Raw genomic sequence first — 21,113 nt, forward strand, 5'->3', positions numbered from 1 at the left:
ACTATAATTCATCTTATAGTATGAACTTTTTAATAAAATAAAATAAATTTTTTAGTATTTATTAAAAATTAATATTTTATATTTTTAATATTTATTATTTTTTTATTTATTGCCCATAACTCATTTTTTTCTTCATTATTAAGGCCATTTTTTCTTTCTAAAGTAATTAATTTATTATATTTATATTCTAGATGTTGTATTAACAGTTTGTTAACTAATTCTTTAGTTATAGAATGTATTTTATTCTTTGCAATCATATGGTCCCAAGTACTTAAATATTTAAAAGTTTTTTCTAATTTTGTATATCTATAAAATTCTAATAAGTGTCCAGTTTTAAAAATTTTATTTTTAATAATTAATTGTATTAATTCAATAAGAATATTTTTTCCTATTATTTTTAATTGTTTAATTTTTTCTATTTTTTTTATTTTTTTTACTAATTTTGGATTTTGAATAATTAAACTAATTAATAATCTCATTGTAGTGATTTTAATTGGTATAATGGTTTTTTTATAAGTTTTTTTTATTGGTACAGTAATTAGTTTTTTTAGTTGATATGTGTCTAATATTCCTATTTTATTTCCTAGAATTTTTATTAAATAAATTCTTATTATTTTACTAGGAATTTTCTTAATTAATGGAATAGTTAATACACTTAATTTTATACAATCATTAATACAACTTAAATTCATTTTATCAGAAATTTTTCTAAAAAAAAATGAATATAATGTTTCAGATTTTTGGATTCTTTCTTCAAATTTTTTTTTTCCTTCCTTAATGATTAAACTGCTTGGATCTTCATTTTTTGGCAGTAATAGAAAATTTATTGTACAATTATCATTTAAGGAAGATAATGATAATTGTAATGAAGTCCAATTTGCTTTTCTACCTGCTTTATCTCCATCGAAACAAAAAATAATATTTTTACTAATTTTAAACAGTATTTGTATTTGATATTTTGTAATTATTGTTCCCAGTAAAGCAACTGAATAATTAATATTAAATTGGTTTAATGAAATAACATCTAAATATCCTTCTACTACTAATATTTTTGTAGGTTTAGGGTTATATAAATTTAATTCATATATTCCATAAAGATTTTTTTTTTTATAAAATGTTATTGTTTCAGGAGAATTTAAGTATTTTGGTTTGATATTTTTTTTTAATACTCTTCCTCCAAATCCTTGAATTTGCCCGTATTTATTTTTAATAGGAAAAATGATTCTTTCTTTAAATCGATCATATTTTATTTTTTTGGTATTCTGGAGACTTAATCCACAATCTTTAATAATTGATTTATTTGTATATTTTTTTTTAATATAATTAGTGATTTGGTAATTATGTGATATTGCAAATCCTAATGAAAATTTTTTCATTGTTTTTTTTTCAATACCACGTTTTATAAGATATTCATACGCTAAATTTGGTAAAAAAAATAAATTTTTTGTATATATTTTTGATATTTTTTTTAAAATTGTATATATTTCTTGTTTATAAGAATATTTTTTGTTAAAGGTATAATTATTATTGATATAAGGAATATTAATTCCATGTAATGTTGTTAATTCTACAATGCTACTTAAAAAGTCTAATTTTTCATATTGCATTAAAAAATCTATTACATTGCCATGTATTCCACAACCAAAACAATAAAAAAATTGTTTTTGTTGATTTACAATAAAAGAAGGTGTTTTTTCATTATGAAAAGGACATAAAGTTTTGTAATTATCACCTGATTTTGTTAATGTAATATATTTATTAATTAATTCAATAATATCTGTTTTTTCTATTAATTCATGAATAAATTTCTGAGGAATTTTTTTTTTTTTTTTTTTAATTATCATATATTTATTTTTAATTTTTGACCGTTACTATATAAAATAGACGGTCATAATACTTCAGAATATAATAATATTTATTGTTAATACATTCGGATACGTCTTGCATTCTCACGTGCTAACTTTTTTGCTAATCTCTTTATTGCTGACGCTTTTGCGCGTTTTTTTTCTGTTGTAGGTTTCTCATAAAATTCTCTTCTGCGCATTTCAGAGAGTATTCCAGCTTTTTCACAAGATCGTTTAAATCGTCTTAATGCAACATCAAAAGGTTCATTATCTCTTATTTTAATAATTGGCATTATAATTTCCGTAAAATTTATTTATTTAATAAATAAATGAATATTAACACAGTAAAAATTAATAGAATATGATTTTCTTATATAAATTCTGTGAATTGTAGAAATATAATATATACAGAATAATATTTGTATTTATAATACATATTATATCATAATATGTAATATAGATTTTTAGATAGATAGTTTATATTTAATCAATTTTATTTATAAAAAATTTTTAGGATAATTATGCGAATATTAGGAATAGAAACATCATGTGATGATACTTCAGTTGCTATTTATGATGAAAAAATAGGATTAATTTTTCATTCAACACTTAATCAAAATAAAATTCATTCTAAATTTAACGGTATAGTACCTGAATTAGCTGCAAGATCTCATTTAAGTCAATTGATTTTTTTAATTAAAAAGATTTTTTCTAAATATTTAATTAATATGAATGTTACTTTTAAAAAAAATATTTTTGATGCAATTGCATATACTGTTGGTCCCGGTTTTTCAGGATCTCTTTTAGTTGGTGCAACTATTGCTTTTTCTTTATCATTATCCCTTGATATTCCCATAATTCCAGTAAATCACTTAGAAGGTCATTTATTTTCAGTTATGTTAAATCGTACAAATCAAATATTTCCTTTTTTAGCATTACTAGTTTCGGGCGCTAATACACAATTAATTAGTGCATATAGTTTTGGTCGATATACTATATTAGGTAAAACTTTAGATGATTCAGTGGGACATGTATTTGATTACATAGCAAAGTTATTAGGATTAGGATATCCTGGCGGTAAAAAATTATCTGATTTAGCAAAATACGGTCAATCAGGAAAATATGTTTTCCCGCGTCCTATGACTAGACATGCAAATTTAGATTTTAGTTTTTCTGGTTTAAAAACACATGTAAAAAATATTATTTTGAATAATTCCGATTTATATCAAGAAAAATGTAATATCGCTAAAGCTTTTGAAGAGGCGATAATAGATACTTTATTAATAAAATGTAAACTCGCTATTCAAAAAACTAATTTTAAAAATTTTTTAGTATGCGGTGGTGTTAGTGCTAATGATTTATTAAGGAAAAAATTGAAAAATTTAGTTGAATCTAATCAAGGAAAATGTTTTTTTCCTGAAAAAGTTTTTTGTACAGATAATGCAGCTATGATTGCATATGTAGGTTTTTTAAAATATAATTTAGGTTTATTTTCTTTCCATAAATCTATTAAAGTATATCCAGATTTATTAATTAATGATAATATTAATTAATTTTATTAGTATTATATTTTAATCAATAAATTTTAGTAGTTTAGATTGTATATAAATAATAATTATTGTTGTATAAAGAAAATTTTTTTCTTTAATTTTTTATATATTTAATTTTATTAAACTTTTATTTGGACATTGTATTGAAAATTTATTTGGTTGGTGGGTCTATTCGAGACCGTTTATTAGGTTTTCCAGTTCATGATCGTGATTGGGTAGTAGTTGGTTCTACTCCAGAAAAGATGTTACAAAAAAAATATCAACAAGTAGGACGAGATTTCCCGGTTTTTATACATCCTATAACACATGAAGAATATGCTTTAGCTAGAACAGAAAAAAAAAATGGAGTTGGATATTCAGGTTTTTTATTTGATTTTTCTCCTCATATTACCTTAAAAGATGATTTAATTAGACGTGATTTAACAATTAATTCAATGGCACAAGATAATTTTGGAAATATTATTGATTTTTTTAACGGAAAAAGCGATCTTAAAAAAAGAGTTTTAAGACATGTTTCATCTTCTTTTCAGGAAGATCCGTTGAGAGTATTAAGAGTGGCTCGATTTGCTGCTCAATTATCTCATTTAGGTTTTTATATTGCAAAAAAAACTTTATTTTTAATGAAATTAATTTGTAATCGAAAAGAATTACTATATTTAACCCCTGAAAGAGTTTGGAATGAAACTAAAAAAGGTTTATGTTCACCTAGTCCCCATGTTTATTTTCAGGTATTACATAGTTGTAATGCATTAATTTATTTATTTCCAGAAATTAATTTTTTTTATAAACAAGCTTTTGTATATCATTTTTTTATGAATAAAGATAATTTTTTGCGTTATAGTTTGATTGAATTATCTCGTATTTCTAAAATTACAAATAAACTAGATATAAGGTTTGCTTATTTTTTACAATTTATGAGTCAAATGTATTCTATTTCTATTATTAATATAAAAAATTATTTTTTTTATGAACAACCTGTTTTATTAATAAAAAGTTTATGTAAACGATTAAAAGTTCCAAGAGAGACTGAAAAAATTACAATTTTTTTATGTGGATTTCATAATTTTTTACAAACAATTGCATCACAAAGTTCTGAATTAATTGTTAATTTTTTTAATATTATCGATGTATGGAGAAAACCGGGAAGATTAAATAAATTAATATATTTAAATTTTTATTATTCAAATAATTTAACAAATTTAAAAAAAAATATTACATTAGGTAATTTATTAAAATCTATGTTTTTAGTTATTAATAGTATAACAATTAATTCGTTTATAAATAAAAATTTATTTCACGGTGTTGAAATAAAAAATGAATTATATCGATTGAGAGTAAATGCATTAAATGTTTGGAGAAATAAATTATTTAATAAATAAAATATTTTTTTATCCATATAAATTATAATATAAAATATTATAATTTATTAGAATTATTTATTAGTAACTGTTTTTAAAAAAAATAATTTTTTATTTAAAAAAAATTTTAATTTATATATGTTAATATTGTAATCCCTGCTTTGACTTTATATAAAGAATTTTTTATTTTTTTCATTTTTTGATTACATGAAATTTCAATTGTTGTTTGAACATACATAGATTTATTTTTTTTTGTTAACTCATTTATTATAAAAATAATTTCTCCAGAGCATATTTTTGTAGATTTTTTTTTCATAGAAAAAAAATTATTTTTTTTTTTATTTTTTAAAATATATTTATTTTTTATATATATATTTATATTAGAATTAGATTGAATTATAAAATTCTTTTTTTTAGGAAAATAATTTTTAATAATTCCATCGCAAGGAGAAACAATTATTTTTTTAGTTGAATGAATTATTATTTTTTTTGTGTAATTTAAAAAATCTTTTGTTTCATAAATATTTTGCACGATACCAGATATTGGTGAAAAAATATATTTTTTATTATTCATTTTTATGGTGATATATGTATGTTTAATTAAGTTAAATATATATTTATATTTATTTTTATTAAAAAGTAATATCAGTATATATAATATTTTTTTAATTTATTAGTAAATCTTTATTTAATGGTGTTTTTATGAATAAATTAATTTATGATAAAATTATAGAATTACGATTAAAGTTAAGATATCATAACTACATGTATTATACTTTAGATTCTCCAATCATATCGGATTCTATTTATGATCAATTACGTATGCAGTTAATTCAATTAGAAAAAGAATATAGACAAACAAATTCTCTGGATATATCAGATCATATTTTAAATCAAATTGGTGGGAAAAAATTATATGTTTTTTCTGAATATATTCATAAAACACCAATGCTATCATTAAATAGTACAAATAATATTTCTGATATTATCTATTTTGACAAAAAAATAAAAAAGTATATAAAAAATACAGATAATATTAAATATTATTGTGATTTAAAATTCGATGGATTGGCAGTTAGTTTATTTTATGAAAATGGTTTATTAATCTCGGCTTCTACGCGAGGAGACGGTAGAATTGGAGAAGATATTACAAAAAATATTTTTACAATCTCTTCTATACCTAAAAAAATAAAAGGGAATGATATTCCTAAAAAAATAGAAATACGTGGAGAAGTATTTATGAAAAAATCTGATTTTTTTGTTTTAAATCAATCTCGTATTTCTAATAATAAAAAGATATTCTCAAACCCTCGTAATGCTGCAGCTGGTTCTTTACGTCAATTAGATCATACAGTTACTAAACAGAGAAAGTTAATGTTTTTTGTATATGGCTATGGTTTATTTAATTATAATAAAACAATTAATAGTCATTATGAACGATTGATAAAAATAAAAGAATGGGGATTTCCATTAAATAAAAATTTTCTATTATCTGATTGTATCAGTAATATTATAAAATTTTATAATTCTGTTAATATTTATAGACCTAAATTAAATTTTGAAATTGATGGAATTGTTATAAAAGTTGATTCTATTATTTTACAAAAAAAATTAGGTTATGTAGAAAAATATCCTAGATGGTCTATTGCTTTAAAGTTCCCATCTTTTGATGTTGAAACAAGAATTATAGATATATCTTTTCAAATAGGTCGAACTGGTGTAATTACACCTGTTGCTCATTTTATACCTGTAAATATTTGCGGAGTTATAGTTAGTAAAGCATCTGTATATAATATTGGTATGATTAAAGCGTTAGATTTACATATTAATGATTATATTATTGTATATCGTGCTGGAGAAGTAATTCCTAAAATTAGAAAGGTTTTAGTAAATAAAAGGGATAAATCAATTAAAAAGATTATTTTTCCACTTAATTGTTTATCATGTGGTACAAAATTATTATATTCTACTAATTTGGTTTCTTATTATTGTCCTCATGATTTTTTATGTCCTGATCAGAATTTAAAAAGATTAATTTATTTTTCTTCAAAACACGGTTTAAAAATTAAAGGATTAGGTCAAAAAAATATTATTAAATTAATAAGTTATGGTTATTTAAATACACCTGTAGATTTTTTTAATTTAAATACTCATCATTTACTGAAAATACCAGGAGTAGGTAAAAAACTATCTAATAAAATTATTCAAAATATCCATTTTTCTAAAAATGTTAGTTTAGATAAGTTTATTTCCGCTTTAGGAATCTTGTATGTTGGATCTTCTTCTGCTAAACGTTTATCAAATTATTATATGTCTATAACAAAATTTTTATATACAGATTATTTAACATTATTAAAAATAAAGGGTATTGGATTAAATATTGCAAATTCAATTATTAAATTTATACAAAAAAAGAATAATAAAATAATTATTTTAAAGTTAATTAAGATATTAAATATTTTTTTTATATCGAAATAAAATAAAAAATTAATTAAATATTTTTGGGTCGTGCAGGATTTGAACCTGCGACCAATTGATTAAAAGTCAACTGCTCTACCGACTGAGCTAACGACCCTTTTTATTTTTTGTGGGTGATGACGGATTTGAACCGCCGGCCTTCTCCGTGTAAAGGAGAAGCTCTACCAACTGAGCTAATCACCCTTGTTCTATTGTTTATTGTAGAGCAGATATATTATGAGTCAATATATATTTTGCATATATTTGTTTGTTTGGTTAAAAAATATACAATTATTATAGTATATTTATTATTATGAACATTTATAGTAATTTTTATTTGAAAAATTGAGTGCATTTATGAAAATTAAAACTAGATTCTCCCCCAGTCCAACAGGTCAATTACATATTGGTAGCTTACGTACTGCTTTATATTCTTGGTTATTTGCGCGTAAAAATAATGGATCATTTATTCTTCGTATTGAAGATACTGACATTAAAAGAGTAAATAATGATTCTATTAAAGATATTTTGTATGGATTAAATTATTTAGGTTTATTTTGGGATGAAGGACCTTTTTATCAAAGTAATCGATTAAAGATATATAAAGATATAATCTTATTTATGTTAAAAAAAAATATTGCATATAAATGTTATTGTTCACAAGAGCGATTAGATAAGTTAAGAAAAAATCAAATTTTAAATAAAGAAAAGCCGAAATATGATAGAAAATGTCGATATAAAAATTTTCTTATTAAAAAATCTAATATTCCATATGTTGTTCGTTTTAAAAATCCTACTTCAGGACTTGTTGAATTTACAGATATGGTTCGAGGTAAAATATGTGTTTCGAATAATGAATTGGATGATTTAATTCTTCAGAGATCTAATGGTATGCCAACATATAATTTTTGTGTAGTTATTGATGATTGGAAAATGGATATAACACATGTTATTCGAGGCGAAGATCATATTAATAATACTCCTAGACAAATTAATTTATTTAATGCATTAAATGCAAGAATTCCAGTATATGCTCATGTATCAATGATTTTAGATATTCAGGGAAAAAAATTATCTAAACGAAATCATTCAATGAGTATTAATAATTATATTCATAAAGGTTTTATACCAGAAGCAATATTAAATTATATTTTGAGATTGGGTTGGTCGTATAAAGATAAAGAAATTTTTACAATTAGTGAAATGAAAAATTTATTTAATTTTCAATCTCTTAGTAAATCATCTAGTATAATCAACGATCAAAAACTTTTATGGTTAAATCATTATCATTTAAATAATCTTCCTTTTGAAAAAGTTTATCAATATTTTATGATGTATATTCAAATAAAGAAAATTTCGTTAGATAAAAATATTAATATAAAAGGTTTAATAAAAGATTTTGTATGTCATCATAAGACATTTGATGAATTTGCTTTATCATATAGTTATTTTTATCAGGATATTAATATACCCAAAATAATTGATATACATTTATATTGTAATGATTGTAATATAAAAATATTAAATTTTTTATATAAAAAATTTTTTTTATTAACGCAATGGAATATATCAAATATTCTTTCTTTAATAAAAGAATCTGTATTAAAATTTAATGTATCTTTTAAACATATAGCAGTTTTAATTAGAATTGGTATTGCGGGTAAAAAAAATACACCAAATATTTCTTCTATAATTTTATATATTGGAAAAAATAAATTTTTATCTAGAATAAATAACTTAATAAAATATATGAAATTAAAAATACCAGAATAATGGTTGATATACAAATAAATTTAATAAATATTAAAAATAATATTTTTTTTAAAAAATATATTATATGTTTATTTATCAAATAATTATAATATATAATATTCTTATTTTATTATATTAAATGGTATTAAACATATAATACATCTAAAAAATATTTTATATAATATAAATTATATTTATAATTGCACTTAATTAAATATTTAATTAAATATATTTAATATTTTTTTAAATATAATTAAATTGGCATATTCATTATTTCTTCATATGTTTGTATTATTTTATTATTAATTTGTATTAATAGTTGTATTTGTTTTTTTTTTAGTTCTGTGTTTTTTAAATTTATTTTATTTGGAATAATAATATTATTATTTTTTTTTTGTATATTTTGATATGTATTAAATGATTTTTTTAATATACTTTTCCATATTTTTAAAAATGTTTTATTTTCTTGTTGATTATTTTTTTTTATAGGTTCTATAAGTTTTGTTTTTTTTGTTTCTATATGATTTATTTTCATAATATTTTCTCTATATTAATATTTTATATTATATAATATAATTTTTATATTATCATATATAATATATTATATACTTAAATTTTTAGATAATTAAAAATATTTTTTTGTAAAATATAATTTTTAATAAATTATTTAATATATTATAATTATTTTTAGGGAAAAATTATGAATTTTATTAGTATGTTTTTTTTAAATATGAAAAAAAAATGGAACAATTTTTTAATTTATTTTTTTAATAAAATAAAATTTTTTATTTTTATTTTGTTTTGTAGTTTTTGTATTTTTTTTTCTGTTTTTTTTTGGTCAAGAAAAGTTAATTATGTTGTTTTATATACAAATCTTTCTGATGCAGATGGTAGATGGGTTATATCTAAATTAAAAAATATGCATATTTCATATCAGTTTTATAATTCTTCTAGAACATTATTAGTACCTGAAGATAAATTAAGTGAATTACGTTTTTCTTTATTAAAGAATAATATTATAAAAAAAAATCATGGTTTTGAATTATTAGATAAAGAAAAGTTTGGTATTAGTCAATTTCATGAACATATTAATTATCATAGAGGATTAGAGGGTGAATTATCTCAAACATTAGAGCGTATTTTTCCTATCCAACACGCTAGAGTTCACCTGGTTTGTACAAAAGATACTGATTTTTTTCGAGACGAACAAGTTCCTTCGGCTTCAATAGTTGTGACTTTATTTCCTAATACTAGTTTAACACAAGAACAAATTGATGCTATTATATTATTAATATCAGGAAGTGTACCTAATTTATCTCCTAATCATATTGTTTTAGTTGATCAGTTTGGAAACATTTTAAATAAATTTAATTTAAATAATACAAAATTTTTTAATCATAAACAATATAAAAATATTAGTATTTTAGAAGAGTATTATCGTGATCGCATTAATAAAATTTTAATTCCAATATATGGATTAAAAAATTTTGTTGTACATGTTAAAATTAATAGAGAATATAAAAATATCCCCGTTAATGATTCTCCAATAAAGAATATAAATATATTAAAACCTAAATTAAAAAAATCACTAAATAATGTTTCGAATATTTTATCATATCAATATAACCGTAATAATAAATTTATCATGAAAAATGATTTTCTTTCTAAATTATTTTTGATGAATTATATTCATAATATTTTATTAAATCAAAATAATTTGTCTTCTAATTTAAAAAATAATAAATTAGATCTTAATCTAGTATATAGAGATGATAATATATCTTTTTTAGGTTTTAAAAAATCAGATATTAAAAATTTAACAATAACTATTTTGATAAATTATAAAAAAAATAGTTCTGGTATATTATTACCTTTATCTAAAGCAGAATTAAAGGATGTAGAGAAAATAATTAAATTAGCAATAGATTTTTCAAGCAATAGAGGCGATCATATTAAAATAATGAATTATATATTTTCTGATTCTTCTGATGCTTTAAATTTTCAAAATAATTTTATATATAAAAATTTTAATCAATATTATAAAATATATATTTTTTTTGGAATATTAATTACTATTTTATTTTTTTGTTTTTTATTTATAAAAAAAATATTTATTAGTAATAAAAAAGATTTTTTAAATTCCTCCAATAGTATTAGTAAATGTAAAAAAAATAATTTTCAGAATCATACTAATATATCTGATCTTGATAAATCTAATGATCAAAATAAAAATGATTTTTTTGTAAAAAAAGATATTCTTCAAAAAAATCCAAAAATTATTGAAAAAGTTATACGTTATTGGATAAATAAAAAATGATGCATTTAAGTGGTATACAAAAAAGTGCTTTATTGTTAATATCTATGGATATAAAAGATTCAGTGAGAGTTTTAAAGTGTTTTTCTGAATTAGAAATTAAAATGTTTATTGATGTTATCATATCATTTGATATAAAAATTATAAAATATTTTGATAGTGTTATTTATGAATTTTATGATGTTTTAAAAAAAAAAAATATTTTTAATTTCGATTTTAAGACATATTTATTAAAAATGTTAGATAAAACTATAGATACTGATAAGTCTTATAAATTATTCAAAAATAGTTTAATTAAGAGTTCTTTTTTACAAAATGTTTCTAATTTAGAGAAATTAGGTTCCAAAAAGATTTTTATATTAATTAAAAAAGAAAATATAAATATTATTGCAGCTTTATTAATATATTTTAATACTCAATTATCTATACAAATATTATTATTATTTAATATAATAAAAAGATCAGATATCTTAACAAAAATGATTAATTTTTCAGGTTTAAATAGTATTGGATTTATTGAATTAAATAAAATAATTCATTCTTATTTAAATATACATAATAATCTTCTTTTAGAAGAAGAAAGAATTAATAAAATAATAAAGATTATCTCTTCCTTTAGAGATGATAATATTATTCAATTAGTCAGAAAAATAAATACTCCATATATTGATATTTTAAATAAAATAATTAGTAAATATTTTAAATTTAAAAATATAATTAATATTGAAGATAGTAGTATTAAATTCATTATTAATAATACAAATATAGATAATTTGTGTATTATTTTAGAATATGTAGATATATTAATAAAAGATAAATTTATTTCTAATATGTCATATGAAGAATATGAATATTTTAAAAAGTATATTTTAAAAAAAAAATTCATTTCTTTTGAAACCATCTATTTAAAAAAAAATTTATTACTAAAAAATATTAAAAAATTTATACAAGATAATAAAATTATTATCAAAGAATAATAGGTCGTAGTATATGAAAAATATTTTAAAAAATAATTTATGGAAAAAATGGAAACCTAAAAATTTAAATAAAACCTTTGATTTAGTTACTACATCAAATTATACAAAATATAAAGATATATCATTTATTGAAATTACTAAAAAAAAAGAAAATAATACATTATATTCTGATATATATCAAAAAGGATATAAAAATGGATTAATTAAAGGATATCAAAAAGGGTATATAGCCGGATGGTTACAAGGATGTTCTTATTTAAATAATTATTTTTTAAAGAGCATAGATAAGTGTGTGGAAATGCAATATGCAGATTTATTAAAAAAATTTCGAATTGCTATATATCAATTTAATAGTAGTTTTTCAAAACGTTTGATACGAATTGTATTACATATATCAAAAATTTTAGTAGATGATATTTTTTTAGTTAATAAAAATTATATAATAGAAAAAATTAATAAATTAATTCAAAAATCACAATATATATTTAATAAATTACAATTACATGTTCATCCAGATAATTATAATATTATAATAAAGAGATTTGGAATATTAATGAATACATATGGATGGACTGTTATTAAGAATAAAAAAATGGATATTAATAGTTATCGTATTATTACATCAGAAGGAGAAGTAGATTCTACAATTCAGTCTTTCTGGGATAGAATTTATAAAGCCGCTAATTTACTGGATTAATAAATATGAATGATGTATTAAATAAATGGTTTAATGAAATTGATAAATTTGAAAAAAATATATCAATTTTTTCTCATGAATTATCTTTTGGTCGAGTAATTAGTGTAAACAATTTAATTATTGAAGCTACTGGTGTGTATCTTCCTATAGGAAATTTTTGTTGGGTAGAATGTATATCTAACAATAAATTGACTACTATTGCATGCAAAATATTAGGTTTTAAAAAAAAAATAGTTTTTTTAATACCTATTCAAAAATTAGATGGTATTTTTCCTGGCGCAAAAGTTTTTTCGCAATGCAATTTTGATAAGCAAATAAATACATATTTAAAATTTCCATTTGGATTTGAATTACTTGGAAGAGTGCTTGACGGTTTTGGTAATCCTTTAGATAATTTAGGTAACATTAAATCAAAAAAAATGTTATTTGATTTTTTTAAATCATCTATTAATCCATTAAAAAGAACTTTAATTACTGAAGTCTTAGATACAGGTGTACGTGCTATCAATAGCTTATTGACTGTAGGTAGAGGTCAAAGAATGGGTATATTTTCTCAAGCTGGAATAGGAAAAAGTATGCTTTTAGGAATGATATCACGTCACACTAATGCAGATGTAATTATCATTTCTTTAGTAGGTGAGAGAGGAAGAGAGGTAAGAGAGTTTATTAACAATATATTAGGAGTTGAAAGTTTAAAAAAATCAGTGGTTATTGTATCCCCAGCAGATGTTTCCCCGATGTTTAAAATTCAATCGGTTCAATATGCAACATCAGTTGCAGAATATTTTTGTAAACATAATAAACATGTTTTATTAATTGTAGATTCACTTACACGATATGCTATGGCTTATAGAGAAATATCTAATTCTATGCATGAAGTACCAGTGTTGAAAGGTTATCCAGCTTCTATTTTTTCTGATATACCATATTTAATTGAACGTACGGGTAATATTAATAGTGAGGGATTTGGTTCAATTACTTCTTTTTATACTATTTTAACTGAAGGTGATGAATATAATGATCCAATATTAGATATAGCAAAATCTGTTTTAGATGGTCATATCATGCTATCTAATGTTTTATCAAAATCTGGTCATTATCCTTCTATTGATATCGAAAAATCAATTAGTAGATCTATGCATTCTATTATTGATTATAATCATCAAAAACAATCTATTTATATTAAAAAATTAATTTCATGCTACTATCATCATAGTGATGTAGTTAATTTAGGGATTTATTCTTCAGGTAATAATAAATTACTAGATGATTCAATCAAGATTTGGCCTTTTTTAGAAAAATTTTTACAACAAAAATTTTTGGAACGCTGTACATATAATCAATCTATTTTAGAATTAACAGAATTATTAAAACGAATTTAATATATTAAGGATTATACATATGAAATTTAATATTTCTTATATACACATATTTAAAAAAAAATAAAATTAGATATTAAAAAAAATATTTGTTCTATGGAAAATTATAAAAATAAAAAAATAGAAATAAAAAAATATTTATTACAATTAGAAAAATACTATTATCAATATAATTTATTTTTATATAAAAAGTTTCTTTATGGTATTTTACAGTATATAATTCAATTATATATAAATTTTTTATTAATGTTACAAAAATTAATGATTCAACAAAATATTTTAATAAATTATTTACAAAAACAGATTCAAAAAAGAATTTTAGTACATAAAAAATTATATATTAAACTAGAACAATGGAAAAAACTAGAAAAACGATTAAAAAATCGTAAAAATAAACAAAAAAAAATAATAGAACAACGTGAAGATAATATTATTTGTTTAAATATTTATAATTATTTATTAAAATAATAAAAAAATAATTAATATTCATGTATTTACTTTTATTATTTATGATATTATATGTGAAAATAATATGTTATTAAAAAAATATATACCGGCTTATATTTATATAAAAAATAGAAAATCACATTTTATATCTTTAAAATCTGATTTTTTATTTAAGTTTTCAAAAGAAAAGACATTAAATCGTATAAATTTTTTAAATTTGATTTTCAAAAAAAAGAAGTTTTTTTTTAAAATTTTTTTTAATGATTTTTGTGTTTTATTTAAAAAAGAATTTAGAAAATTTTTTTCTTTTTATGTTGATTTAGATTTTTTAGAAAGTTATATTGAATATAATGATAAAAATATGAATTATATATATGCTAATTATATAGGAAAACAGTTTTGTTTGAATAATTATACAGATAAATGTTTATTTCTTTTAAAAAGTAACTTTTTTTCTATTTTTATAAATTATTTTTTTGGTAACTATACATGTAATTTATATAAAAATGATAAAAATATCAATTTAAATAAAAATGAAATAAATATTGTAAATATTTTGTTTGAAAGAATTTTTTTAATATTCAATAAAACTTTTTTAAAAAATATTTCAACATCTGTGATTAACAATTTTAAATATATTACAATAAATAATTGTTTATGTAGCCATTTTTTTAATTTGTCTTATGTTTCTTTTGTTTTTCAAATAAATTTAAATAAAGTAATTAGTATATTAAAAATTTATATACCTATTAATATTGTAGAAAAATTTATAAATTAAAAAATTTAATAGAATATATTGATATATTTATTAATTTTTAAAATAATATTTTTTTTATGAATTGAGATATTATATATAATATTTAAATTATTATGAAAATGATCATTTACTCTTATAGAGAATAATATTATGCAAAAAAAAAATGAAAATTTTAAAAAAAATAATGTACAATTAGTTTTAAATAAAATCAATTCAGATGATAATATAAATAATGCTAATGATAATAGTGTGATAAAAAAAGAATTAAAAAATACAGATTTAAGTGATAAAATAATTGATAATTTATCATTATATCATTCATCAATCATATCCACCCCTGTTTCTATTACAATAGAATTAGGTAAAAAAAAAATTACTATTAAAGAATTATTACAGTTATCACAAGATTCTATTATAGAATTAGAGGATAAAGTAGACGAACCATTAAATATTTATGTAAATAATCATCTTATTGCTTTAGGAGAATTAGTTGTTCATAATGAAAAATATGGAGTTCGAATAATAAAATTGTTATAAAATTAATTTTAATATATTATTTAATAATATGGATATTTTATGGAATTATATAGTTATATTCAATTTAGTAAAAACTATAATATACAAGATAAAATATGGAATCAGTATAATTATATTAGTATGTTTGGAAAGAAATATATTTATTTTTTTTTATTCTTATATTTATTATTTTTGTTAATAACCAAATGTCAATTATTTTGCAAAAAAAATAATTGTATTGATAAAATATATATGATAGATAAAATTTATTTAAGTCCTACACAATATATTGGCATATTATATGTTAATGACAATAAATTTTTATTAGGTATCACAACTAATTCAATTAATTTAATAAAAGAATTACCTCCAAATAAAATAAATTTTTTAAAAAAACAAAAAAAATATTCACTTTATACTTTTTTTTTAAATATATTTCAATTTTTTTTTAATCGGTTTAAGTGAGGTGAAATGATGTATCAATGTACAAGATTTTTTTTATCTATTTTTCCTGTTTTTTTATTAAAAAATGTATCTACTGATTCAGTGCATAATTTAATTTTTAACGGATCTGATATATTAAATCTTTCTATTCAATCATCAATGATATTAACTTTGCTTAGTTTTATTCCTGCTTTTTTTTTGATGATGACATGTTTTACTCGTATTATTATTGTGTTGGGTTTATTAAGAAGTGCTATTGGAACCCCTTATTCCCCACCTAATCAAGTATTAATTGGATTATCTTTGTTTTTAACTTTTTTTATTATGTCTCCAATATTAGATAACATTTATAATAAAGCGATTGTTCCTTTATATAAAAATGAGATTAATGTTGATACTGCTGTAAATAATATTATAAAACCGTTATGTCAATTTATGTTAAAACAAACAAGAAAATCTGATATTTCTGTTTTTTTGAATTTAGCTAAAATATCTTCATCTATTAATAAAGATAATATCCCGATTCAAGTTTTATTGCCTGCATTTATAATAAGTGAATTAAAAACTGCTTTTCAAATTGGTTTTATGATTTTTTTACCATTTTTAATTATTGATCTTGTTGTTGCGAGTGTTTTGATGTCTTTAGGAATGATGATGGTACCGCCTTCTACAATTTCATTACCATTGAAATTAATATTATTTGTTTTATCAGATGGTTGGAAATTATTGATATTATCTCTTTCAAGAAGTTTTTTTATATAAAATTTTTTAAATTATTAATTATAACGGATATTTTTATGAATCAAGAATTTTTAATTACATTATTTCAGGATTCTATTAAATTTACTTTGTTATTATCTGCTCCATGTTTATTATCAGCTTTATTGAGTGGTGTTTTGATGAGTATTTTTCAATCATCAGTACAAATTAATGAACCAACATTTTCTTTTATACCAAAAATTATTTCTGTTTTTTTTTCTTGTATATTTTTTGGACCTTGGATGCTACAATTAACCCTTAATTATATAAAAAATATTTTTCATATAATATCACAAATTAATTAATAATTATGATAAACAATTTATTTTATCACTTTATACCTATAGTTACTAGTAAAATTGTCTTAATAATGACTCGTATTTTTTCAGTATTAAATTATTCTAAAATATTTTATAATATGCATATTAATTTATCTACAAAAATTGTTTTAGTTTATTTGATTAGTAATTTACTAGCCCCGTTTATATCTAACTTTCCTTATAGTATTTATACTATAGATTTTTTTATTGTTTTATTGCATCAAATATTTACTGGAATGATAATTGGTTTATTTATTCAATGTTTATTTTCTTGTATGATTTTTATTGGAGAAATTATTAGCGCTCAAATAGGTTTATCAGCTTCTATTTTTTTTGATTTAGGTCATAGTTTTTATTCAGCTGTTATATCACATTTATTAAATATTTTTTTTTTAGTTTTATTTTTTATATATAATACACATTTAAATTTAGTTGTTTTTTTAGTAAAAAGTTTTTATGTGTTACCGTTAAATAAAACATTGATTCATAAAAATATTTTTTTGTCTTTTATTAGTTTTTTTAGTGATATAATTATTAATTGTGTACGTTTTATTTTACCTATTTTATTTTTTTTTTTAATTTTGTATATAGCCTTTATGATGTTTAATCGTTTATCACCAAATACATCGTTATTTTCTTCTTTTTTAATTATTATTTTTATTTTTGGTTTAATTTTATTAAAATATTTTATATATAGTCTATATTTTTTAGGTAAGTTTCTTATTAAATATCTATTTTATTATTTAAAAAATCATATTATACATTTTCTCTCTAAGTAATTATATTTTTATATATAAGAGTTTTAATAATTTTAATATATATATATCATACTTATTTTATTCTTATACAATAAAATATTTAATAAAATATAATTCTCTGGAGATCTATTATAGATCTCCAGTAATAAAATATAACGTTATATTTTTAATTGTATTTTTTAATTATTTTATTTTTTTTTCTTCATATAAACAATGTTTTTTTAATATGGGATCATATTTTTTTAGTTTTAATTTATTAACCAGGTTTCTTTTATTTTTAGTAGTAGTATAGTAGTGTTTACTTCCACAGGTAGAAATTAATTTTATTTTAATCCTTTTACTTTTTGCCATTTTTTTCTCGTTTTATATGATATATTTTTTATATATTTTTGAAATTCCAAATTTATTTATCATTCTTAATCCTTTTGCTGATACCCGTATTCTTATTGATTTTTTTTCTTCTGGAATCCAGAATTTATGATATTGTATATTTAAAGAAAATTTTTTTTTAGTAGCATTCATAGAATGTGAACGATTTTGCCCTAACATTGATTTTTTTTTTGTAATTTGACAAATTTTTGACATAATTATAATCTCAAATTTTTTAATTATTTATATAAATTAAAAATAAATATTTATTTATTAATACTTTATTATTCAAAATTTTAATAATTTTTTAACATTTATTTTTTTTTGTTTGTTTATATCTATGAATTGAATTTTTTATCTCTATTTTTGCTTCTTTTGCATTTTTCCAACCTTTTATTGTTACTTTTTTTGTTTTTTCTAATTTTTTATAATTTTTAAAGAAATGAATAATTTGTTTTTTTAATAATATAGATAATTGATTAATATCATGAATATTTATATACTCTTGTGTAATTTTTTTATGTGGTACAGCTATTATTTTTTGATCTTCTCCTGATTCATCTTCCATGTTTAATAATCCTATTGGATTGCATCGAATTATTGATTTTGGTTGAAGAGGGTAAGGTGTTGGTATTAATATATCTAATGGATCACCATCTAATGAAAGAGTTTGATTTATAAATCCATAATTACAAGGATAAAACATAGTTGTAGGTATAAATCTATCTACATATAACATATAATAAGATTTATGTAGTTCATATTTTACAGGGCTGGAATATGCAGGAATTTCAATAATGCCATATATATCATCAGGAGCATTTTTACCTGTTGGTATTTGAATAAAATTTTTCATTTTTTTTTAAATATAATATTTTTTGAATGTAAAAAATTTATTTTTAAAAAAATAAATTTTTAATTATAAAAGTTTTTTAGATAAATATTGATCGTTTAATGATATTGATAGAAATGTATTAGAAATAATATATATAAAATATTTGTTGAAATATATAAATGAATTATACATGATTATAAATAATAAAATTTATTTAGAAAAATATATATTGATATTTTTTTTTATTTTTTATTTATATATTTTTAATTAAGGATCTATAATGATATTATTCTATAATATACAATAAGATTTAAATTTTTTAATTAATAATATATAACAAGCATTACTATTTTTAAAGAAAAATATTTCAAGTGAAATAATTATAATAAAGAAAACGTATGGTTTAATTGTGTCGATTTAATTGGGTATTATAGATAATACTGAATCCTTTAATTATGCAAATTTCCTTATGATAACATATAATAAATGTCGTGAATCATTTGTTTTGTCTCGTAAGATCTCTTTATTTGAAATATGTATATCAATTGACAGATCTATTAATATATCTAAATATACAGAAATAGATAAATATTTTAGGTTACCTGATATAAATTTATTATTTGATCATAAAAAAATAAATTTATTTTTTCCTAAATTATTTAGTTGAGAAAAAATAAAGAATTTAGTTGATTTAACTGATTCTTCGGTTCTAAATTTTAATTCTACAATTATTAATACAGTGGGATCTGTTTTTGAATATTTAATTAATATAAATATTTTGAGAAATAGTTTAGGATAGATAGATTCTTATTTATCTATATACAATTATTTATTATGTAGTTTTATTGCTAGTGATAAAAATTTTATGGAAAGAGATGTTTATTATACAGTTTCAAGAGATTTTAATAATTTATATGCTCCTGTAATAATAGGTTAAAGTCGTACTAAGAAAAGTTTTGCTGGATTACATTCAAGAAAGATATCTACACCAATTTCTCCTTTTATATTTATATCTAATACTGTATATGAATTATTTTATTCTTTTGTTAATTCAGTTATTGGATGACTATATATAAAAAAAACATCTTTTTTATTAAATTATTTAAATAAAAAAAATATTTCTTTTTTAGTTAAATATTTTTGAAAATTTATTTATAGATAAAGGTTTATCATCTCGTCTATTTGATCATGATGATACAGTAACAACAAAAAAGAAAGATTATAGGAAATAGTTTTTTTAAAAACATGATTATTAGAGACTTATTAGTCTATCTAATTAGATAGGAAAAATACAGGATATTCTGATGGTATATATAATTTGATACTACTACCAGTATGTAATCAACCCAATATTTAAATAATATTTTATATTGAATTCATGATTATTTGTTAATAACAGATTTGTTTAGTGATGGTATAAATATAGTAACTAGAAATTATTAATTTAGCATTGGTGGTTTTTGGGTACAAAAATGGAAAAATATGATATCCACAATAGTTCATTGGATTATATTATCTGATAATTGAATTGATATCCGCTATAATAGCTGATTAGCTAATTATTTAAATAAAAAAAAATA

The 21,113-nt window shown here is 19.5% G+C and carries 23 protein-coding genes and 2 tRNA genes; 16 read left to right on the forward strand and 9 right to left on the reverse strand.

Annotated elements, in window-relative coordinates; translation table 11 throughout:
- Positions 1-68: 68 nt before the first annotated feature.
- Complete coding sequence (dnaG, locus tag BUCIPICE3303_RS00175) at positions 69-1,844, reverse strand: DNA primase (protein WP_232512951.1); 1,776 nt, start codon at positions 1,842-1,844, stop codon at positions 69-71.
- A gap of 77 nt (positions 1,845-1,921) precedes the next feature.
- The gene (rpsU, locus tag BUCIPICE3303_RS00180) at positions 1,922-2,137 is read right to left on the reverse strand and encodes a 30S ribosomal protein S21 (RefSeq protein WP_154049113.1); all 216 of its coding nucleotides are present in this window, start codon (positions 2,135-2,137) and stop codon (positions 1,922-1,924) included.
- Between the two features lie 228 nt (positions 2,138-2,365).
- On the opposite strand from rpsU, the gene tsaD reads away from it, so the two are divergent.
- Both tsaD and BUCIPICE3303_RS00190 read left to right on the forward strand, forming a co-directional pair.
- Complete coding sequence (tsaD, locus tag BUCIPICE3303_RS00185; RefSeq protein WP_154049114.1) at positions 2,366-3,397, forward strand: tRNA (adenosine(37)-N6)-threonylcarbamoyltransferase complex transferase subunit TsaD; 1,032 nt, start codon at positions 2,366-2,368, stop codon at positions 3,395-3,397.
- Between the two features lie 140 nt (positions 3,398-3,537).
- The gene (locus tag BUCIPICE3303_RS00190; RefSeq protein WP_154049115.1) at positions 3,538-4,773 is read left to right on the forward strand and encodes a CCA-adding protein; all 1,236 of its coding nucleotides are present in this window, start codon (positions 3,538-3,540) and stop codon (positions 4,771-4,773) included.
- A 106-nt stretch (positions 4,774-4,879) separates the two neighbouring features.
- Here the strand turns inward: BUCIPICE3303_RS00190 and BUCIPICE3303_RS00195 are convergent, their stop codons facing one another.
- Positions 4,880-5,326: a PTS glucose transporter subunit IIA gene (locus tag BUCIPICE3303_RS00195; protein WP_154049116.1), complete on the reverse strand. Its 447-nt coding sequence runs from the start codon at positions 5,324-5,326 to the stop codon at positions 4,880-4,882.
- A 128-nt stretch (positions 5,327-5,454) separates the two neighbouring features.
- Between BUCIPICE3303_RS00195 and ligA the strand changes: the two genes are divergently transcribed.
- The gene (gene ligA / locus BUCIPICE3303_RS00200; RefSeq protein WP_154049117.1) at positions 5,455-7,230 is read left to right on the forward strand and encodes an NAD-dependent DNA ligase LigA; all 1,776 of its coding nucleotides are present in this window, start codon (positions 5,455-5,457) and stop codon (positions 7,228-7,230) included.
- 24 nt (positions 7,231-7,254) lie between these two features.
- Here the strand turns inward: ligA and BUCIPICE3303_RS00205 are convergent.
- Both BUCIPICE3303_RS00205 and BUCIPICE3303_RS00210 read right to left on the reverse strand, forming a co-directional pair.
- A tRNA-Lys gene (locus BUCIPICE3303_RS00205) sits at positions 7,255-7,327 on the reverse strand.
- 13 nt (positions 7,328-7,340) lie between these two features.
- Positions 7,341-7,413, reverse strand: a tRNA-Val gene (locus BUCIPICE3303_RS00210).
- Between the two features lie 153 nt (positions 7,414-7,566).
- Here BUCIPICE3303_RS00210 and gltX point away from each other — a divergent pair.
- Positions 7,567-8,982: a glutamate--tRNA ligase gene (gene gltX / locus BUCIPICE3303_RS00215; RefSeq protein WP_154049118.1), complete on the forward strand. Its 1,416-nt coding sequence runs from the start codon at positions 7,567-7,569 to the stop codon at positions 8,980-8,982.
- Between the two features lie 232 nt (positions 8,983-9,214).
- Here the strand turns inward: gltX and BUCIPICE3303_RS00220 are convergent, their stop codons facing one another.
- The gene (locus BUCIPICE3303_RS00220) at positions 9,215-9,496 is read right to left on the reverse strand and encodes a flagellar hook-basal body complex protein FliE (protein WP_154049119.1); all 282 of its coding nucleotides are present in this window, start codon (positions 9,494-9,496) and stop codon (positions 9,215-9,217) included.
- 165 nt (positions 9,497-9,661) lie between these two features.
- On the opposite strand from BUCIPICE3303_RS00220, the gene fliF reads away from it, so the two are divergent.
- The 11 genes from fliF to BUCIPICE3303_RS00275 all read left to right on the forward strand — a co-directional run bounded on the left by fliF (position 9,662) and on the right by BUCIPICE3303_RS00275 (position 18,350).
- A complete protein-coding gene (fliF, locus tag BUCIPICE3303_RS00225; RefSeq protein ID WP_154049120.1) occupies positions 9,662-11,278 on the forward strand; it encodes a flagellar basal-body MS-ring/collar protein FliF in 1,617 nt (538 codons plus the stop codon).
- Positions 11,275-12,252, forward strand: a complete 978-nt coding sequence (locus BUCIPICE3303_RS00230; protein ID WP_154049121.1) for a FliG C-terminal domain-containing protein — start codon at positions 11,275-11,277, stop codon at positions 12,250-12,252. Before fliF ends, BUCIPICE3303_RS00230 begins: the two co-directional genes overlap by 4 nt.
- A gap of 13 nt (positions 12,253-12,265) precedes the next feature.
- Positions 12,266-12,949, forward strand: a complete 684-nt coding sequence (locus tag BUCIPICE3303_RS00235; RefSeq protein WP_154049122.1) for a FliH/SctL family protein — start codon at positions 12,266-12,268, stop codon at positions 12,947-12,949.
- A 5-nt stretch (positions 12,950-12,954) separates the two neighbouring features.
- Positions 12,955-14,331, forward strand: a complete 1,377-nt coding sequence (locus BUCIPICE3303_RS00240) for a FliI/YscN family ATPase (RefSeq protein ID WP_154049123.1) — start codon at positions 12,955-12,957, stop codon at positions 14,329-14,331.
- A gap of 93 nt (positions 14,332-14,424) precedes the next feature.
- A complete protein-coding gene (locus BUCIPICE3303_RS00245) occupies positions 14,425-14,796 on the forward strand; it encodes a hypothetical protein (protein ID WP_154049124.1) in 372 nt (123 codons plus the stop codon).
- Positions 14,797-14,860: 64 nt separating this feature from the next.
- Positions 14,861-15,553 carry a hypothetical protein gene (locus tag BUCIPICE3303_RS00250; RefSeq protein ID WP_154049125.1) on the forward strand — a complete coding sequence of 231 codons (693 nt, stop codon included), beginning with the start codon at positions 14,861-14,863 and terminating at the stop codon, positions 15,551-15,553.
- A 129-nt stretch (positions 15,554-15,682) separates the two neighbouring features.
- Positions 15,683-16,069: a flagellar motor switch protein FliN gene (gene fliN, locus BUCIPICE3303_RS00255; RefSeq protein WP_154049126.1), complete on the forward strand. Its 387-nt coding sequence runs from the start codon at positions 15,683-15,685 to the stop codon at positions 16,067-16,069.
- A gap of 39 nt (positions 16,070-16,108) precedes the next feature.
- Complete coding sequence (locus tag BUCIPICE3303_RS00260) at positions 16,109-16,513, forward strand: flagellar biosynthetic protein FliO (protein ID WP_154049127.1); 405 nt, start codon at positions 16,109-16,111, stop codon at positions 16,511-16,513.
- A gap of 9 nt (positions 16,514-16,522) precedes the next feature.
- Complete coding sequence (gene fliP, locus BUCIPICE3303_RS00265; protein ID WP_154049128.1) at positions 16,523-17,254, forward strand: flagellar type III secretion system pore protein FliP; 732 nt, start codon at positions 16,523-16,525, stop codon at positions 17,252-17,254.
- 35 nt (positions 17,255-17,289) lie between these two features.
- Positions 17,290-17,556, forward strand: a complete 267-nt coding sequence (gene fliQ / locus BUCIPICE3303_RS00270; RefSeq protein ID WP_154049129.1) for a flagellar biosynthesis protein FliQ — start codon at positions 17,290-17,292, stop codon at positions 17,554-17,556.
- 65 nt (positions 17,557-17,621) lie between these two features.
- Positions 17,622-18,350: a flagellar biosynthetic protein FliR gene (locus tag BUCIPICE3303_RS00275; RefSeq protein ID WP_172598698.1), complete on the forward strand. Its 729-nt coding sequence runs from the start codon at positions 17,622-17,624 to the stop codon at positions 18,348-18,350.
- A gap of 162 nt (positions 18,351-18,512) precedes the next feature.
- Here the strand turns inward: BUCIPICE3303_RS00275 and rpmG are convergent, their stop codons facing one another.
- The 3 genes from rpmG to ppa all read right to left on the reverse strand — a co-directional run bounded on the left by rpmG (position 18,513) and on the right by ppa (position 19,554).
- A complete protein-coding gene (rpmG, locus tag BUCIPICE3303_RS00280; protein ID WP_154049131.1) occupies positions 18,513-18,680 on the reverse strand; it encodes a 50S ribosomal protein L33 in 168 nt (55 codons plus the stop codon).
- A gap of 12 nt (positions 18,681-18,692) precedes the next feature.
- Entirely contained in the window at positions 18,693-18,914 is a 222-nt protein-coding gene (gene rpmB / locus BUCIPICE3303_RS00285; RefSeq protein WP_154049132.1) for a 50S ribosomal protein L28, read from the reverse strand.
- A gap of 91 nt (positions 18,915-19,005) precedes the next feature.
- Entirely contained in the window at positions 19,006-19,554 is a 549-nt protein-coding gene (gene ppa / locus BUCIPICE3303_RS00290) for an inorganic diphosphatase (RefSeq protein WP_154049133.1), read from the reverse strand.
- 448 nt (positions 19,555-20,002) lie between these two features.
- On the opposite strand from ppa, the gene BUCIPICE3303_RS00295 reads away from it, so the two are divergent.
- Positions 20,003-20,200 carry a hypothetical protein gene (locus tag BUCIPICE3303_RS00295; protein ID WP_154049134.1) on the forward strand — a complete coding sequence of 66 codons (198 nt, stop codon included), beginning with the start codon at positions 20,003-20,005 and terminating at the stop codon, positions 20,198-20,200.
- The last annotated feature ends 913 nt before the right edge of the window (positions 20,201-21,113 follow it).

Source organism: Buchnera aphidicola (Cinara piceae), assembly GCF_900699035.1.
Classification (GTDB): Bacteria; Pseudomonadota; Gammaproteobacteria; order Enterobacterales; family Enterobacteriaceae; genus Buchnera_F; species Buchnera_F aphidicola_AV.

Bases quoted from the DNA above. Each gene is read 5' to 3' on its own strand.
- dnaG (WP_232512951.1), bottom strand. From the start codon at position 1,844: ATGATAATTAAAAAAAAAAAAAAAAAAATTCCTCAGAAATTTATTCAT.
- rpsU (WP_154049113.1), bottom strand. From the start codon at position 2,137: ATGCCAATTATTAAAATAAGAGATAATGAACCTTTTGATGTTGCATTA.
- tsaD (WP_154049114.1), top strand. From the start codon at position 2,366: ATGCGAATATTAGGAATAGAAACATCATGTGATGATACTTCAGTTGCT.
- BUCIPICE3303_RS00195 (WP_154049116.1), bottom strand. From the start codon at position 5,326: ATGAATAATAAAAAATATATTTTTTCACCAATATCTGGTATCGTGCAA.
- ligA (WP_154049117.1), top strand. From the start codon at position 5,455: ATGAATAAATTAATTTATGATAAAATTATAGAATTACGATTAAAGTTA.
- gltX (WP_154049118.1), top strand. From the start codon at position 7,567: ATGAAAATTAAAACTAGATTCTCCCCCAGTCCAACAGGTCAATTACAT.
- BUCIPICE3303_RS00220 (WP_154049119.1), bottom strand. From the start codon at position 9,496: ATGAAAATAAATCATATAGAAACAAAAAAAACAAAACTTATAGAACCT.
- fliF (WP_154049120.1), top strand. From the start codon at position 9,662: ATGAATTTTATTAGTATGTTTTTTTTAAATATGAAAAAAAAATGGAAC.
- BUCIPICE3303_RS00230 (WP_154049121.1), top strand. From the start codon at position 11,275: ATGATGCATTTAAGTGGTATACAAAAAAGTGCTTTATTGTTAATATCT.
- BUCIPICE3303_RS00235 (WP_154049122.1), top strand. From the start codon at position 12,266: ATGAAAAATATTTTAAAAAATAATTTATGGAAAAAATGGAAACCTAAA.
- BUCIPICE3303_RS00240 (WP_154049123.1), top strand. From the start codon at position 12,955: ATGAATGATGTATTAAATAAATGGTTTAATGAAATTGATAAATTTGAA.
- BUCIPICE3303_RS00245 (WP_154049124.1), top strand. From the start codon at position 14,425: ATGGAAAATTATAAAAATAAAAAAATAGAAATAAAAAAATATTTATTA.
- BUCIPICE3303_RS00250 (WP_154049125.1), top strand. From the start codon at position 14,861: ATGTTATTAAAAAAATATATACCGGCTTATATTTATATAAAAAATAGA.
- fliN (WP_154049126.1), top strand. From the start codon at position 15,683: ATGCAAAAAAAAAATGAAAATTTTAAAAAAAATAATGTACAATTAGTT.
- BUCIPICE3303_RS00260 (WP_154049127.1), top strand. From the start codon at position 16,109: ATGGAATTATATAGTTATATTCAATTTAGTAAAAACTATAATATACAA.
- fliP (WP_154049128.1), top strand. From the start codon at position 16,523: ATGTATCAATGTACAAGATTTTTTTTATCTATTTTTCCTGTTTTTTTA.
- fliQ (WP_154049129.1), top strand. From the start codon at position 17,290: ATGAATCAAGAATTTTTAATTACATTATTTCAGGATTCTATTAAATTT.
- BUCIPICE3303_RS00275 (WP_172598698.1), top strand. From the start codon at position 17,622: ATGACTCGTATTTTTTCAGTATTAAATTATTCTAAAATATTTTATAAT.
- rpmG (WP_154049131.1), bottom strand. From the start codon at position 18,680: ATGGCAAAAAGTAAAAGGATTAAAATAAAATTAATTTCTACCTGTGGA.
- rpmB (WP_154049132.1), bottom strand. From the start codon at position 18,914: ATGTCAAAAATTTGTCAAATTACAAAAAAAAAATCAATGTTAGGGCAA.
- ppa (WP_154049133.1), bottom strand. From the start codon at position 19,554: ATGAAAAATTTTATTCAAATACCAACAGGTAAAAATGCTCCTGATGAT.
- BUCIPICE3303_RS00295 (WP_154049134.1), top strand. From the start codon at position 20,003: ATGATAACATATAATAAATGTCGTGAATCATTTGTTTTGTCTCGTAAG.